Here is a 15,226-nt window from a genome sequence, read left to right on the forward strand (position 1 = left end):
GGTCGGGCATAAGCCCGGCCCCTTTTTCAGAAATTGTTACTATATTAATTATCCCCATGGCTGCCAGCACGGCAGAGAAAGGACACTATGATCAAAGGTAGAATTCACTCATTAGAATCATTCGGAGCTGTAGATGGCCCCGGTATCCGTTATCTCATTTTCTTAAAGGGCTGCAATATGCGGTGTATGTACTGTCACAATGTAGACACCTGGAATCCGGAGACGGATAATCTGATGACTGCCGATGAGCTTTTGGACAAGGCAGAACGTTTCCGCAGCTACTGGGGCAAAGAAGGCGGCATCACTGTCAGTGGCGGTGAAGCCCTATTACAGATTGATTTTCTGGTAGATCTTTTCCGTAAGGCTCATGAGCGTGGTATCAATACCACGCTGGATACCTCTGCACAGCCTTTTACTAGAGAAGAGCCTTTCTTCTCCAAGTTTAATGAATTGATCAAATATACTGATCTTGTTATGCTCGATATCAAACACATTGATGACGCTGAACATATCAAACTCACAGGTCATACCAACAAGAATATTCTTGACTGTGCGAGATATCTGTCTGATCAGGGTATTAATATGTGGATCCGTCATGTCCTTGTTCCAGGTATTACAGACAATGATGTGTACCTTAAAAAGACACGGGAATTTATCGATACCCTGAAGACTGTAACTAAGGTTGAAGTTCTTCCCTATCACACATTAGGTGCTTATAAATGGAAGGAGCTGGGCATTCCCTATAAGCTTGAAGGCATTGATCCTCCAACTCCGGATCGCATCAAAAATGCAAAAGATATCCTGGAATTTACCAGATAATTAATGATAATTTTTCGAAATAAGCTTGTAATAGCTTCGCTTTTATATTACAATACACTTAAGTTTTATTGATTAAATGGTATCAACAATATCACTTGATACCCGTAAATAAGGAGGATAAAATTATGGCATATGTAATCGGTGATTCTTGTATTTCCTGTGGTGCCTGTGCAGCACAGTGTCCTGTAAGCGCTATCGCAGAAGGCGATGGCAAGTTCGAAATCGACAAGAATACTTGTATCAGCTGTGGTTCCTGTGCAGGCGGATGCCCTGTTGGAGCTATCTCTGAAGAGTAATCTGAAATCTGAATTTTACAGACAGATAAGAGAAGCGTTCAATCATACGATTGAACGCTTTTTACTTAGAAAAAATCCGCCTTTCTTCTTTCCAGCCTTTTCATCCGCAGAAGACACTCTTTCCTCTGCCTGTCCACATACTTCCTGTACCTTCTGTTCTGGCATTTTCCGCTTCTGTGCAAATAATGTAATCTCATCTGCAGAAGGCTCTGTACTGCCTTTATTCTTCTTTTCCCACCGTTTTCCCTTGCTTCTTACACGGAGAAGCTCATCAAGCTGTCTGTAGTATTCCTCCTGTCGTCTGATCTGCTGCCCATCTCTTTCCTCTTCCCTTTCCTCCTGCTGCCGGAACTGATAATCCAGTTCTTTTAATATGCTTTCCTTGATATCGTCACACATTTCCCTGTTGTTACTTCTTACTGCCTCGGCAATCATATTCTGCAGAAGCTGCTGCAGGCGCAGACTCTTTGCCTCTCTGCTTTCCTCAGGAACAGGCATGAATTCTCCTTTATTCACCATTACCACATGACGTTTCATTCCCTCCTGTTCCTCTCTCATCAGAACGTTCCGGATTGCTTTCAGCTGCAGTCCCTGTTCTTTTAGATCGCGTACCTCCTGAAATCTTCTGATATCATCTTCTGTATAATAGCGGTGCCCCATCTCATTTCTTTTGATCGGAAGCTTCAGTTCCTCCTCCCAGTATCTCAGTACATGGGATTCCACCTGTACCCTCTTCGCTGCATCGGAAATCAGATATGTTTTTTCTGCCTGTTTCATTTTTTCCTCCTTTTATACAAAAAAGAGAACGGACTTCTTTTGTCTGTTCTCTTTCGTAATCATAATCCATATTGTTATATAAATAGTCAGCTTCTGTATTTTTACCGCTCCATATTGGCAAACTTGGTATAATCTGGCAGCCATACCAGCTCTACCGTACCAATAGGGCCGTTTCTCTGCTTGGCTATAATGATCTCTGCGATTCCTTTCTTATCGGTATCTTTATTGTAATAATCATCACGGTAAATAAACATAACAACATCTGCATCCTGCTCAATCGCTCCGGATTCACGCAGGTCAGACAACATAGGTCTGTGATCCGGTCTCTGCTCTACTGCACGGCTGAGCTGTGACAAGGCGATTACAGGGACTGACAATTCTCTTGCCAGTGCTTTCAGTGAACGCGAAATATCAGAAATCTCCTGCTGTCTGGATTCACTGCCTCTTCCGCCTCCACTCATGAGCTGCAAGTAGTCGATAATGATCATTTTCAGATCATGATCCATCTTATACTTCCGGCATTTGGATCGCAGCTCTGCGATGCTGATACCAGGTGTATCATCGATGATCAGATTGGACTGTCCGATCACTCCTGCGCTTTCTATCAGCTTCTCCCACTCCATATCAGTCAGATTACCTGTACGAAGGTGCTGGGAATCCACCCGGGACTCCAGTGAGAAAAGACGGTTCACAAGCTGTTCCTTACTCATTTCCAGGCTGAATATAGCTACTGTCTGATTCAGCTTAAAAGCCACATGCTGGGCAATATTTAACACAAAGGCAGTTTTACCCATAGAGGGTCTTGCAGCCACCAGAACAAGGTCAGCAGGCTGCATACCGGCTGTCTTATAATCAAGATCCAGGAAACCTGTTGCAATTCCCGTTACATTCCCCTGATTTCTGGAAGCCTTTTCGATCCTGTCCATGGCATTCATGACAACCTGGCGGATCGGCACATATTCACCGGTATTTCTCTTTTGTACCAGTTCAAATACTTTTTTCTCTGTGCTTTCCAGGATCACTTCCAGATCTTCCTTACCAGCATAACATGTATTTTCAATCTCCTGATTCAGGCGGATCAGTTTTCGAAGTGTCGATTTCTCTGCCACAATACCGGCATAGTACTTTACATTGGCAGAAGTTGTGACTGAGCGCATAATATCACGGATAAAATCAAGACTCACCATCTCGGGAGGGACATCCTTCGCTCTCAGCCTGTCCTGCAGTGTAACCGGATCTACCGCTTTTCCCTGATCATTCAGCTCCACCATGGTATCAAAAACTACCCCATACTGCTTACTGTAAAAATCATCCCCAGTAAGCATTTCAGATGCCACCGATATTGCTTCCTTATCCATGATCATAGAGCCGACCACAGCCTGCTCAGCTTCCATATTCTGTGGTAATACTCTTTTTAAAAGCGCCTCTTCTGCTGCCATTACCTGCTTCCTCTTACCTTATTTCGCTTCTGTAACCTTAACCTTCAGCTTACCTGTTACCTTGGGATGAAGCTTAACAGACACTTCATATACACCAAAGCTTTTTATCGCCTCCGGAAGCTGGATCTTCTTTTTATCGATCTCCTTACCACACTGCTGTTTGTAAGCGGCTGCAATTTCTTTCGTGGAAACAGATCCAAAGGTTCTTCCGCCTTCTCCGGCTTTAATAGAAACCACGACTTCTTCCCCGTCCATTATTTTCGCAAATGCCCTGGCCTCTTCCAGCTGTTCCTTAGCCACTTTTTCATCATTGGCATTTTTCAGTTTCAGGTCATTCAGATTAGCACCATTTGCTTCTATGCCTAGCTTCTTTGGCAGCACATAGTTTCTGGCATAGCCATCATTAATGTCAACAACCTGTCCCTTTTTTCCAAGTGCTTTTACATCCTGTGTCAAAATTACTTTCATCTGTATCCTCCTTCCGGTGATCACTCCAGCACGAGCTCACCGTCTTCGATCATCGTATCCAGCGTTGCCTTCAGAATTCCGATTGCTTCCGAAATAGAAATACCTGACAGCTGGCAGCCTGCCGTATTCAGGTGTCCGCCTCCACCCATCTTCTCCATAATGATCTGCACATTGATCTCATCAATAGACCTCGCACTGACAAAAATCTGATTCTGATATTCTGTCATGATAAAGCTTGCTTTGACTCCTCTGATATTCAGAAGCTCATTAGCTGCCTGTGCACCTACAATCGTAGGACTTTCTATATCTTCACTGGTGCATGTGGAAATTGCGAAGGCATTCCTGTAAATTTCCGCCTGGCTGACAGCATCTGCTTTCGCTTTATACTCAATAGCATCCTCACGGAACAGCTTGCGGACTCTCGTCACATCTGCACCGTTCCTTCTAAGAAACGCTGCTGCCTCAAAAGTCCGGACGCCTGTCTTACCCATAAAGTTATTGGTATCAATCATAATGCCGGAATACATACAGTCTGCTTCCTCAGGAGAAATTCTGATATTATCTCCTATATACTGTAAGATCTCAGAAACCATTTCGCAGGCAGAGGAAGCATATGCCTCAACATAAGACAATGTTGCATTCTCAATAATTTCTGTTCCCTGCCTGTGATGATCCAGCACAACAATTGATTTACACAACCTGAGCAGATCCGGGAATTCTGTGATACTTGGTTTATTCACATCCACAACCACAAGTGCCGTATTTCCACCCGCATATTCAAGCGCCTGCTGATTGTTGATTATCATATTCTCATAGTCTTCATTATGCTGAAAGAGCTCTACCATGGGCTTAATACCCTTTCCTACCTCATTCAGTACAATGTGGGCTTCCTTCTCCAGAATACGTGCAATCCGGTAAATGCCCACCGCTGCACCGAAGCTGTCTGCATCCGGAAGCCTGTGCCCCATGATAAGAACCTGATCCTTGCCAGATATAATTTCCCTGAGAGCCTGTGCCTTTACTCTGGCCTTTACTCTCGTGTTCTTCTCTACCTGCTGGCTCTTGCCACCAAAGTAGATCGTATTCTCCGGTGTCTTGACTACCGCCTGATCACCACCTCTTCCAAGAGCAAGATCGATCGCATTTCTGGCAAATTCATAGTTCTGTGCATAGGAAAGTCCGTCCAGTCCCAGCCCGATGCTGATCGTTACTGCCATCTCATTTCCAATATTAACAGTCTTGACATCATCCAGCAGGTCAAATTTATTCTCCCGGAGGATCGTGACAGATTTTTTCCGGAGAATGACCATATACTTGTCCTTCTCGATCTTCTTGCAGATCCCATCGAGAGCGGCAATATATTTATTCACTTTCCGGTCAATAAGCGCAGTCAGAAGCGACCTTCTGACCTCCTCTACACTATCAAGTGCTTCCTCATAATTATCCAGATAGATCATTCCCACAGCAAGGCTCTGATCGTCTACCTCCTGCAGGGCAATCTTAAGCGCTGTTTCATCAAACAGGTAAAAAGCGATCAGGCAGCCGTCGTATCCTTCCCCATCGATAATATCACTGTTCTGCGCCATCTCCCTCATGGAGATTTTACGCATCCTCACCTCATAATTCCTGTCTTCAAAGACAATGGGAAATGATACCTCATCTTCCTCATCCGGAAGCTTCTCTCTGGTGATTGATGGAAACAGAGATGTAATGGACTTACGGTACCCCTTTTCCTTATGTACGACCTCCTCGAATCTGGCATTAGTCCAGATGATCCGTCCTTCCTCGTCCAGCATGGCATAAGGCAGCTCCAGCTCCCGGAGCAATACCTTCTGGATCTGCCCGTACTGGGTCGCAAAGCTCACAAGTTCATTCATGATAATAGGCTTATTATAAAGCTGCAGCAATACTGTAATCCCAAAATAAAAAAGGGTAAAGCAGGTAAGGACGAGTCCTGAGGGCACGTCCAGGATATACACCAGAAGATTTACTGCAACCAGTAAAAATCCCAGATACAAAGAAGTCTGCGTATAGCTCTTCAGCCTTCCCTTTAACTTCATATTTCTTTTTTTAGAAGCCATTTCAATACCTCTGTAAAAACCAGATTCTTTCCTAACATAATACTGTATCAGTATATCATTTTTCCGGAAAAGTTTCCACTCTATTCTTCTTCCTCATTCTGACCTTTTCCGACAGAGTACCATGGTCATATCAGCCAGGATAATACCATGGCATTACTGAAAAGCCACAAAAGAAAAGCCTCTGAGTACTTGTATTGCAATACTCAAAGGCTTATATTTCTTTATCTGTCTGGTTCAGGAATTAGTCCTGAACGTAAGGCATAAGGGCGATATGACGCGCTCTCTTGATTGCTACTGTCAGAGCTCTCTGATGCTTTGCACAGTTTCCAGTAATTCTTCTGGGAAGGATCTTTCCTCTCTCAGATACATATCTCTTTAACTTGGCTGTATCCTTGTAATCGATCACATTATCTTTACCACAGAATACGCATACTTTCTTTCTTCTGCGAATTCCGCCTTTTCTTCTCATAGGAGAATCGGATTTCTCTGTTTTATTATATGCCATAATAAATTGCCTCCTGTCTTATTTTGCAGCTGACGCCGCAACCCATTAGTTAAATGGCAGCTCCTCGTCAATTCCATCCGGAATGTTCATGAAACCGTCACCGGCACCTGAAGGTTCAGGCGCTCTGTTTCCTCCACCGGTATAACCCCCGTCACTACCGGAACTGTTTTTGCTTTCAGCAAATTCCTGCTCTTCTACCACAACCTCTGTCGTGTAGACTCTGACACCATCCTTGTTGGTATAGCTGCCTGTCTGGATACGACCGGTAACAGCAACCTTGGTTCCCTTTCTGAAATACTTCTCTGCAAATTCACCTGCACGTCCAAAAGCCACGCAGTTAATGAAGTCTGCTGTCTGTTCATCAGAATTGTTACGGTTAAACCTGCGGTCTACAGCAAGTGTGTATCTGGCTATTGCCAAAGCATTCTCACCCTGTGAATATCTCACCTCTGGATCTCTTGTCAATCGACCCATAAGTATTACTTTGTTCATGTGTCCCTCTCTTTGGAAGTACTATAGTGTACTTTCTATACCTCGTCCTGTTTTACGATCAAAAATCTGAGAACGTTGTCCATGATGCGGATACGGTTTTCAATTTCAACCGGTGCAGATGTCTCAGCGTCGAACTGAATGAAGTAATAGAATGCGTCTTTCATCTTCTGGACTTCATAAGCCATTCTCTTCTTACCCCAGTCGTCAACGTTGGTAACAGTACCGCCAAATCTCTCGATCAGCGCCTTGCACTTGTCAACTACTGCTGCTCTTTCATCATCCTCGATTTTCGCACTTACAACAACGGCTAATTCATATTTGCTCATGCTTCTACCTCCTTTTGGTCTCTGGCCCCTGCCTTCTGTTTACAGGAGCAAGGAATTTGTAATTTGCCTTATGCATTCGCTGCATAATCAGGCATTTTCAACATACCACGGATTAAAATGATACCATAAAAACCACCCCTTGGCAAGCCTTTATCTTATAATTTCTTTGATATTTTTCTCTATCTGCTTTCTTGGCGACATGATCTGATGGCTGCATCCACAGCACTTCAGCCGGAAGTCTGCCCCGATCCTCAGGACCTCCCATTCATAGCTGCCACAGGGATGTTTTTTCTTAAGTCTCAGTACATCTCCTACCCTGACATCCATAATCTGCTCCTTATAACTGTGAAAATATTTCTCCGATACTTCCTGTTACCACAAGATCTGCCATCTGATCTCTTGCCGTAGGTGTCTTGTTAATCAGAATCAGCTTATTTCCCCTGTAATAATCAATCAGCCCTGCTGCCGGATAAACAACCAGTGATGTTCCTCCCACGATCAGCACGTCTGCTTCCCTGATATATCTGACGGCCTTATCCAGTGTTTCCTGATTCAGCCCTTCCTCATACAGAACCACATCTGGCTTGACTGGGCCTCCACACTTTTCACACCTTGGAACTCCGTCAGCATGCAGCACATATTCTGCATCATAAAAAGCTCCGCAGTCCTCACAATAGTTCCTGAGTACGCTTCCATGAAGCTCCAGTACTTCCTTACTGCCTGCCGCTTGATGCAGTCCATCAATATTCTGGGTGATTACAGCCTTCAGTTTTCCTTCCTTTTCCCATTCAGCCAGCTTCCGGTGTGCCGCATTTGGCTTTGCAGAAAGGCAGAGCATCTTGTCCTTATAAAAACGGAAAAATTCTTCTGGTTTTCTTCTATAGAAGGTATGACTCAGGATTGTTTCCGGCGGATAATCATATTTCTGATGATACAATCCATCTACACTTCTGAAATCCGGTATCCCACTTTCCGTTGAAACTCCGGCTCCACCAAAAAAAACAATATTGTTACTTTCACCAATGATCTTCCTTAACTGTTCTACCTCATTCACGCCATTCCCTCCTTACAAATTCCCATAAGTGAAATCTTTCATTACTCCGAAGAATTCCCGGAGCATATTGTTCGCCATCAGAACCGGATCTCCCTTGGCTGCAAGACCGCAGACTTTCTGATAACCTAATTTTTCAGCAAGCCTTCTGGCCCGGAACATATGGAAATTATTGCTCACGATACATACGCTGTCCTGCTCCCTGTCCAGGAATTCTGCTGAATACTTAAGATTCTGCACAGTATTTACGGATCGATCCTCTCTGATGATCCTTTCCTTTTCTATACCCCGTCCTGCCAGATAATCATACATCCCCTGTGCCTCTGAGATCATTTCATCGCTGCCCTGACCCCCGGACACGATCACTTTCGTATCCGGATTCTCCACCAGATAATCATAGGCTGCATCCAGCCGGTACTGCAGTACTCTGGATGGTCCGTCCGGTTTCATCTGTGCTCCAAGAACGATCAGATAATCGCAGTCACTTTCTCCCCTCTGCACATATCCTGTAAAAATCATCCCTTCTACAACGACAAAAAGAACTGCTCCAATACCAACCAGTATCAGAAACAGTCTTTTCAGCCACATAGGCAAATATTTCGTAATGATCCCTGTTCTCACAGACAGGGCAGATAAAAATGAGCACAGTGCCAGAAACAGCCAGATAAAATAAAAACTGGTTCCATGCCCCGCAACTGCCACCACTATAAAATAGAATAAACAAATACAGCCAAGCAACATCAGAATCAGATACATCTCGTAGATCCTCTTACAACTAATTCTCCATCAAATATTTTATGTTGACATTCTGCTTTTTTCAAGATCATGTCAAATAAAAGCTTCATCGTCTCCTGTGCTATCTTTTCACCGGGCTGTTTGATCGTAGTCAGGGAAGGATTCACATATCCTCCAATGTTTACTCCGTCAAATCCTGCAAGTGACATATCCTCAGGCACTCTGAGTCCCTCTTCTGCCAGTGCCTTTCCGGCACCGATCGCCATGATATCGGAAATAGCATAAATAGCTGTACATTCTATCTTTTTCTGCAAAAAATCTTTCGTGACCGCATAACCATTTTCCAGTGAAAAATCTTTAATATCTGGTCTGGTGGCCAGCATCAGCTCTTCTCTCACAGGAATCCCGTGATCCGATAATGCTCTCTGATATCCCCGAAGGCGAAGCATACTGATAGATTCTGTCATTCCCTTTTCGTAGATGATCGCAATATTATGATGTCCCTGACGGATCAGGTAATCCGTCATCTTATAGCTTTCCTTTTCATCATCCACACATACAGAAGAATATAGATTCCTGCTGTAGCTGGTTGGAACCGTTCCTGCTGTACTCAGGACAAAGGGTACATGAAGCTGTTCCAGCTTCTTTTCATTATTTTCAAAATAACCACCCAGGAATACAATCCCCCGGAGTCTCTTTTCCTTTACCAGCTCCAGTGCAGTGTCTACCTGATCCTCCATAAACCCTACATGATGAAGCACCAGAGAATACTTTTTCTTTTTGCATTCCGCTTCCATATCCTTGATCATTTCATTGAAAAAGGAATTGTCGATACCTTTTACGAGAACTGCAATCGCCTTAGCATCCTGGCGCTTCAGGTTCCGTGCACTGTTATTCGGGATATAGTTATTCTCCTTGATCACACTCAGGATCTTATCCCTGGTCTCCGGATTAATATCTGGATGGTTATTTAAGGCCCTTGATACGGTGCTTACACCCACACCGCAGATTCTGGCCACGTCTTTAATGGTAATTTCACTCATGTATCAGAGCCTTCCATACAGCTTAGTAATCTTTCTGATCTCCTCTGCAAGTTCCCCGGTAAATGCATCTGCCTTCATCCGCCACTTCCAGTTATTTCCAAGCGTTGACGGTGTATTGATTCTTGCCCTGGAATCCAATCCAAGATAGTCCTGCATCGGAATGATCGCCGTATCTGCCACGCTTGCAAGAGCCGTACGGATCATCGCTGTATGGATCTTGCCCTGACCTCTGCCCTTTATATCCAGATAATTTCTGCAAAAACGCCTGTCTTTTGCAGAAAGTGCCGTAAACCAGCCTTCTGTTGTGTCATTGTCATGGGTACCGGTATATACTACACAATTCTTCGTATAATTGTGTGGCAGATAATCACTCTCTTCCCTGGAATCAAAAGCAAACTGTAATACCTTCATTCCCGGATAACCTGTCTTTTTTACTAATTTTAACACAGAAGGAGTCAAAAATCCAAGATCTTCTGCAATAATATCCTTTTTGCCAAGCGCTGCCTTCATCGTTTTAAACAGATCATATCCAGGTCCCGGCTCCCATTGTCCATTTTCTGCTGTCGGCTCTCCGTAGGGAATCGCATAGTATTCATCAAATCCACGGAAATGATCAATCCTGAGTACATCGTATTTCTCAAAGGTCGCTTCCAATCTGTTCAGCCACCAGGCATAGCCTGTTTCCTTATGATATTCCCAACGGTACAGCGGATTTCCCCAAAGCTGTCCTGTTGCGGAGAATCCATCAGGCGGGCAGCCTGCCACTGCGATCGGGTTGCAATTTTCATCAAACTGGAAAAGTTCAGGATTTGCCCATGCATCCGAACTGTCAAATGCTACATAAATCGGGATATCTCCAATGATCTTTATACCATTTTGATTGGCATAAGCCTTCAGAGCCTTCCATTGTTTTGCAAACAAATACTGCTGGAACTGGTAAAACTCTACTTCATCTGCATATTCCTTCTGATATTTCTTAAGTGCTTCCGGCTTCCTGAGTTTGATATCCTCATCCCACTCTACCCAGCAGGTATTGTTAAAATGTGTTTTTACTGCCATATACAAAGCATAATTATCCAGCCAGCCCTTATTTTCCAGGACAAAGGACTGAAACTCCACATTATCCTTAATGTGGCTGTTCTCATATGCTTTTCTCAGCAATATAAATCTGTTTTTATAAAGCTTTTCATAATCAACATATTCCTCATTGTCACCAAAATCACAGGAAGTACAGTCTTCCCTGGTCAGATACCCATCTTCTACAAGATCATCAAGACTGATAAAATATGGATTTCCTGCAAAAGAGGAAAATGACTGATAAGGAGAATCTCCGTAGCTTGTAGGTCCAAGAGGAAGAATCTGCCAGTAAGACTGCCCTGCTGCCTTAAGTTTATCTATAAATTCATATGCCTCCCCGGAAAAGCACCCGATCCCATATGCTGACGGCAAACTGGAAACCGGAAGCAATATACCGCTCTTTCTCATTTTCCTTTTCTCCTCCTAACCCTTTACTGCTCCTGATATAACACCCTCTATGATGTATTTCTGGCAGAATCCATAAAACAAAATGATCGGGATAATAGCCAGCACGATCATAGCCATCATTGCTCCCATATCAATGGCTCCATAACCACCCTTCAGATACTGGATTGCAATCTGGATCGTCTTATATTTATTGATTTTTAGTACCAGGTAAGGTAACAGATAATCATTCCATACCCACATGGTTTCCAGAATCGCTACTGAAATTGCTGTCGGCTTCATAATCGGAAATACGATCTTGAAATACGTCTGAACCGGATTACACCCATCGATCATGGCTGATTCCTCAATTTCAAGCGGTATGGATCTTACAAATCCACAGAACATAAATACCGCAAGTCCGGCTCCAAACCCTAGATATACGATAATGATTCCCACAGGGTTTCCGAGATGCAGCATATCTGCGATTTTGGAAAGAGTAAACATAACCATCTGAAATGGTACGATCATAGAAAAAGCAAACAGATAATAAATACCTGTCGTCCATTTATTCTTTACCCTTGAGATATACCAGGCACACATAGATGTACAGAGTACGATCACAAATACAGAGCCAACTGTAATAAATAGCGTATAACCAAATGCCCTGAAAAAATCTGTCTTCTGAATACCGTTTATATAATTCTCAATTTTAACAAAAGATTTGGCATCAGGCAATGCAAATGGTCTGTTACTGATAAATATTTTCCTTTTAAAGGAATTCATAAGTACAATTACGATCGGCATTATATATGCTATTGAGATTAATGAAAATATTAAAGTCAAAACCCATCCATGTTTTGCTTTTCTTACATTTGACATTATGCCTGCACCTCCTTACTTCTCGTAAGCTTAAGCTGGATCAGTGCGATCACTGCCACAGCCAGGAAGAAGATGACTGCCTTCGCCTGACCAACACCTTCCCATCCGGTACGTCCGTAGAATGTGTTATAAATGTTCAGGGCAAGCAGTTCTGACTTATTGGAAGGCTCTCCTGCCGTCAGTGCCAGGTTCTGGTCATAAAGCTTAAAAGCATTCGTCAGTGTCAGGAATGTACATATGGTAATTGATGGCATAACCATCGGAATAGTCACATAACGCAGAAGCTGTCTGTTTGTTGCTCCATCAATCTTTGCTGCTTCGATCAGTTCTCCCGGAATATTCTGGATTCCTGCCACATAAATGATCATCATATAACCGACCTGCTGCCAGTTCATAAGGATCAATAACCCGAAAAATCCATAGGCAGAACTATATGTCAGTGTTCTGTTAAAATGAAGAAGAATTCCGTTGAAGATCAGCTGCCAGATATATCCAAGGATAATACCACCGATCAGGTTAGGCATAAAGAAGACCGTCCGAAATACGTTGGTTCCCCGAATTCCCTTTGTAAGCAGCATAGCTACCAGAAAAGCCAGCACATTAATGGTGATCACAGATGCTACTGTGAAAAGTGATGTATACCACAGCGCATGGGTAAATGTCTTATCTCCCCATATCCTGATATAGTTCTTTAACCCCACAAAGGTACTATCGGTTACGGTAGTAAATTCACAAAATGATAAATAAACACCCAATACGAAGGGAATTACAAAACCGATTGTAAATGCCAGCAATGTAGGCAATGCAAAGATCGGAAAATATTTTTTGATTGCTTTTTCCATATGCCTTCTCCTTGTTTTGAAAAGGGTGGGCAGATAGCGAAACTGCCCACCCCAAACTTATTTCTTTATCTTAATCTGTCGTTCTCCTACAGATTAGTTATTTGCTGCTGCATACTCTGATGCCCAGCCATCAACGAATGCTGTTACAACACCATCCCAGTTGCCAGTTCCCTGTGCATACTCAAGAAGTGCGCTTCCTACACCATTCTTCCACTCTTCAGAAGGCATTGTGGTGAAGGTCCATGCTACAGAGTTCTTTCCGGAGGATACATAATCGTTAGCGATGTTGATCAGAGGATTGGTTGCCGGATAGTTATCAAATGCCTTGAAAGGACAAACAAATCCCATATCCTGTGAAAGTGCTGTACATCCTTCTTCAGAAGTTACAACCCACTTTAAGAAATCCAGAGTTGCCTGAATATCAGCTTCTGATGCATTCTTGTTTACACACCAGTAGTTCTCACTACCTGTACAGAGTCCCTGATTTTCTTCTCCCTCTACACCGATGTAAATAGGAAGCATTCCAAGGGATTCATCAGACATACCATTGGTGGAAAGATCATTATATGCCCATGTACCATTCTGATAGAACACAGCTTCACCAAGTGCAAATTCAGCTGTTGCATCTTCACCTGTCTTGCTGGAAAGAACTGCAGGATCACAGGTTGCATCTGTAATATACAGATCCCAGATTGCCTTATAGTTATCAAGATAGGTTCCTTTGATTGCAGGAGTTGAGCTGATACCATCTTCCTTATATTCATAATAGATAGGAAGGTTAGCAAGATGGGTCTTGAATCTCCAGTCAGAGCTTGAATCCATACCTGCAGATGTGAAAGCACCCTTTACTCCAAGATCATCCTTGTTCTCCTGAATACTGTCTGCTACTGCTTTCAGCTTGTCAAAGGAATTGATCTCATCAACACTCTTTACTACTGCGTAGTCCTTTCCGAAATATGTATTCAGGATATCTGCATTGTAAATGATACCATAGGTTTCTACAACATAAGCAATGCCCTTAACTTCATCGCCATCCTTTAATGCGAAGTCATCACTCTTTAATTCTTTGTAAACATCTGTGTCAGAAAAATCAAGGCAATAATCTTTCCATGATGCAAGACCAACAGGACCATTTACCTGGAACAGTGTAGGTGCATCTGTCTTAGCGATCTCTGATTTCAAAGTAGATTCATAAGTACCGGATGCTGCTGTCTGAACATCAACAGGAACACCTGTCTGCTCTGTATACTTAGCTGCCAGAGCTGTCCAATCATCTGCCTGCTCGGGCTTGAAATTCAGGTAATATACCTTACCCTCTCCAGCAGATGCTGTTTCTTCTGCAGCTTCTGTTTCCTCTGCAGCTTCTGTTTCCTCTGCGGCTGCATCTGTGCCCTCTGTGGCTGTATCAGTTGTTGCAGATGTATCTGCGCTTCCCCCGCAGCCTGCAAGTAACGATACTGCCATTGCTGCACATAACAATGTGCTTACCAGTTTCTTTTTCATAATCTTCATACCTCTCTTCTTAAAGCTTGAAATAAAGTGATTAGTTTCATACTGGAAACGTTTTCGGTATCGTTATCGGTAACGTTTCCGGTACTGTGATTGAATAATAACATAATCCGTTTTATTTGACAATAGTTTTTTTCGTAAATTATCACAGCTTTCCGTTTTTTTGTACAATATAAATAATTATGATTTTCTATTTTTATGCATATTTAATGATACTTTCTGTTTCTCATAAAGAAAAAGCCTGCAGTGATAAACTGTAGGCTTCCTACTCCACCCATAAGTCTATTGCTATTAATCAGATTCAGGCAAAAAAGATCTCAGAATATAAATTCTGAGATCCAAAGAGGCGCGAACCGGATTTGAACCGGTGATAACGGTGTTGCAGACCGGGGCCTTACCACTTGGCTATCGCGCCATATTATTAAATTATCATCGCCTTTTTGAATGACTCCAACGGGAATCGAACCCGTGTTACCGCCGTGAAAGGGCGATGTCTTAAC

17 protein-coding genes and 1 tRNA gene are annotated in these 15,226 nt (G+C 43.1%); 2 read left to right on the top strand and 16 right to left on the bottom strand.

What is annotated here, in order from left to right:
• Positions 1–87 precede the first annotated feature (87 nt).
• Both pflA and WJQ40_RS01590 read left to right on the top strand, forming a co-directional pair.
• Positions 88–819: a pyruvate formate-lyase-activating protein gene (gene pflA, locus WJQ40_RS01585; protein ID WP_118797948.1), complete on the top strand. Its 732-nt coding sequence runs from the start codon at positions 88–90 to the stop codon at positions 817–819.
• 125 nt (positions 820–944) lie between these two features.
• On the top strand, positions 945–1,115 hold the full coding sequence (locus WJQ40_RS01590) for a 4Fe-4S binding protein (protein ID WP_118797947.1): 171 nt from the start codon (positions 945–947) through the stop codon (positions 1,113–1,115).
• A 42-nt stretch (positions 1,116–1,157) separates the two neighbouring features.
• On the opposite strand, the gene WJQ40_RS01595 is transcribed toward WJQ40_RS01590, so the two are convergent.
• The 16 genes from WJQ40_RS01595 to WJQ40_RS01670 all read right to left on the bottom strand — a co-directional run bounded on the left by WJQ40_RS01595 (position 1,158) and on the right by WJQ40_RS01670 (position 15,141).
• Entirely contained in the window at positions 1,158–1,892 is a 735-nt protein-coding gene (locus tag WJQ40_RS01595) for a helix-turn-helix domain-containing protein (protein WP_337537684.1), read from the bottom strand.
• Between the two features lie 101 nt (positions 1,893–1,993).
• Positions 1,994–3,331, bottom strand: a complete 1,338-nt coding sequence (gene dnaB / locus WJQ40_RS01600) for a replicative DNA helicase (RefSeq protein WP_118797945.1) — start codon at positions 3,329–3,331, stop codon at positions 1,994–1,996.
• 18 nt (positions 3,332–3,349) lie between these two features.
• The gene (gene rplI, locus WJQ40_RS01605; RefSeq protein ID WP_118797944.1) at positions 3,350–3,799 is read right to left on the bottom strand and encodes a 50S ribosomal protein L9; all 450 of its coding nucleotides are present in this window, start codon (positions 3,797–3,799) and stop codon (positions 3,350–3,352) included.
• A 20-nt stretch (positions 3,800–3,819) separates the two neighbouring features.
• Entirely contained in the window at positions 3,820–5,880 is a 2,061-nt protein-coding gene (locus WJQ40_RS01610) for a DHH family phosphoesterase (RefSeq protein ID WP_262574772.1), read from the bottom strand.
• Between the two features lie 241 nt (positions 5,881–6,121).
• Positions 6,122–6,385 carry a 30S ribosomal protein S18 gene (gene rpsR, locus WJQ40_RS01615; protein WP_118797942.1) on the bottom strand — a complete coding sequence of 88 codons (264 nt, stop codon included), beginning with the start codon at positions 6,383–6,385 and terminating at the stop codon, positions 6,122–6,124.
• 45 nt (positions 6,386–6,430) lie between these two features.
• Positions 6,431–6,877 carry a single-stranded DNA-binding protein gene (locus WJQ40_RS01620; protein WP_118797941.1) on the bottom strand — a complete coding sequence of 149 codons (447 nt, stop codon included), beginning with the start codon at positions 6,875–6,877 and terminating at the stop codon, positions 6,431–6,433.
• A gap of 35 nt (positions 6,878–6,912) precedes the next feature.
• Complete coding sequence (gene rpsF / locus WJQ40_RS01625) at positions 6,913–7,203, bottom strand: 30S ribosomal protein S6 (protein WP_118797940.1); 291 nt, start codon at positions 7,201–7,203, stop codon at positions 6,913–6,915.
• A gap of 150 nt (positions 7,204–7,353) precedes the next feature.
• Positions 7,354–7,530: a DUF951 domain-containing protein gene (locus WJQ40_RS01630; protein WP_118797939.1), complete on the bottom strand. Its 177-nt coding sequence runs from the start codon at positions 7,528–7,530 to the stop codon at positions 7,354–7,356.
• A gap of 10 nt (positions 7,531–7,540) precedes the next feature.
• The gene (locus tag WJQ40_RS01635; protein ID WP_337537685.1) at positions 7,541–8,257 is read right to left on the bottom strand and encodes an NAD-dependent protein deacylase; all 717 of its coding nucleotides are present in this window, start codon (positions 8,255–8,257) and stop codon (positions 7,541–7,543) included.
• 12 nt (positions 8,258–8,269) lie between these two features.
• Positions 8,270–9,010: a YdcF family protein gene (locus tag WJQ40_RS01640; protein ID WP_262574768.1), complete on the bottom strand. Its 741-nt coding sequence runs from the start codon at positions 9,008–9,010 to the stop codon at positions 8,270–8,272.
• Positions 9,001–10,032 carry a LacI family DNA-binding transcriptional regulator gene (locus WJQ40_RS01645; protein WP_337537686.1) on the bottom strand — a complete coding sequence of 344 codons (1,032 nt, stop codon included), beginning with the start codon at positions 10,030–10,032 and terminating at the stop codon, positions 9,001–9,003. Before WJQ40_RS01645 ends, WJQ40_RS01640 begins: the two co-directional genes overlap by 10 nt.
• Before the next feature lie 3 nt (positions 10,033–10,035).
• Entirely contained in the window at positions 10,036–11,517 is a 1,482-nt protein-coding gene (gene malQ / locus WJQ40_RS01650; RefSeq protein ID WP_337537687.1) for a 4-alpha-glucanotransferase, read from the bottom strand.
• 15 nt (positions 11,518–11,532) lie between these two features.
• Entirely contained in the window at positions 11,533–12,375 is an 843-nt protein-coding gene (locus WJQ40_RS01655; protein ID WP_118797934.1) for a carbohydrate ABC transporter permease, read from the bottom strand.
• The gene (locus WJQ40_RS01660; RefSeq protein ID WP_118797933.1) at positions 12,375–13,217 is read right to left on the bottom strand and encodes a sugar ABC transporter permease; all 843 of its coding nucleotides are present in this window, start codon (positions 13,215–13,217) and stop codon (positions 12,375–12,377) included. The genes WJQ40_RS01655 and WJQ40_RS01660 overlap by 1 nt, the downstream gene beginning before the upstream one ends.
• 93 nt (positions 13,218–13,310) lie before the next feature.
• Positions 13,311–14,720 (bottom strand): ABC transporter substrate-binding protein, encoded by a 1,410-nt coding sequence (locus tag WJQ40_RS01665; RefSeq protein ID WP_337537688.1) that lies wholly within the window; start codon positions 14,718–14,720, stop codon positions 13,311–13,313.
• A 350-nt stretch (positions 14,721–15,070) separates the two neighbouring features.
• Positions 15,071–15,141, bottom strand: a tRNA-Cys gene (locus WJQ40_RS01670).
• Positions 15,142–15,226: the final 85 nt, after the last annotated feature.

Origin of the sequence: Suilimivivens sp., from assembly GCF_037359455.1 — a bacterium.
In the GTDB taxonomy this organism is placed as follows: Bacteria; Bacillota; Clostridia; order Lachnospirales; family Lachnospiraceae; genus Suilimivivens; species Suilimivivens aceti.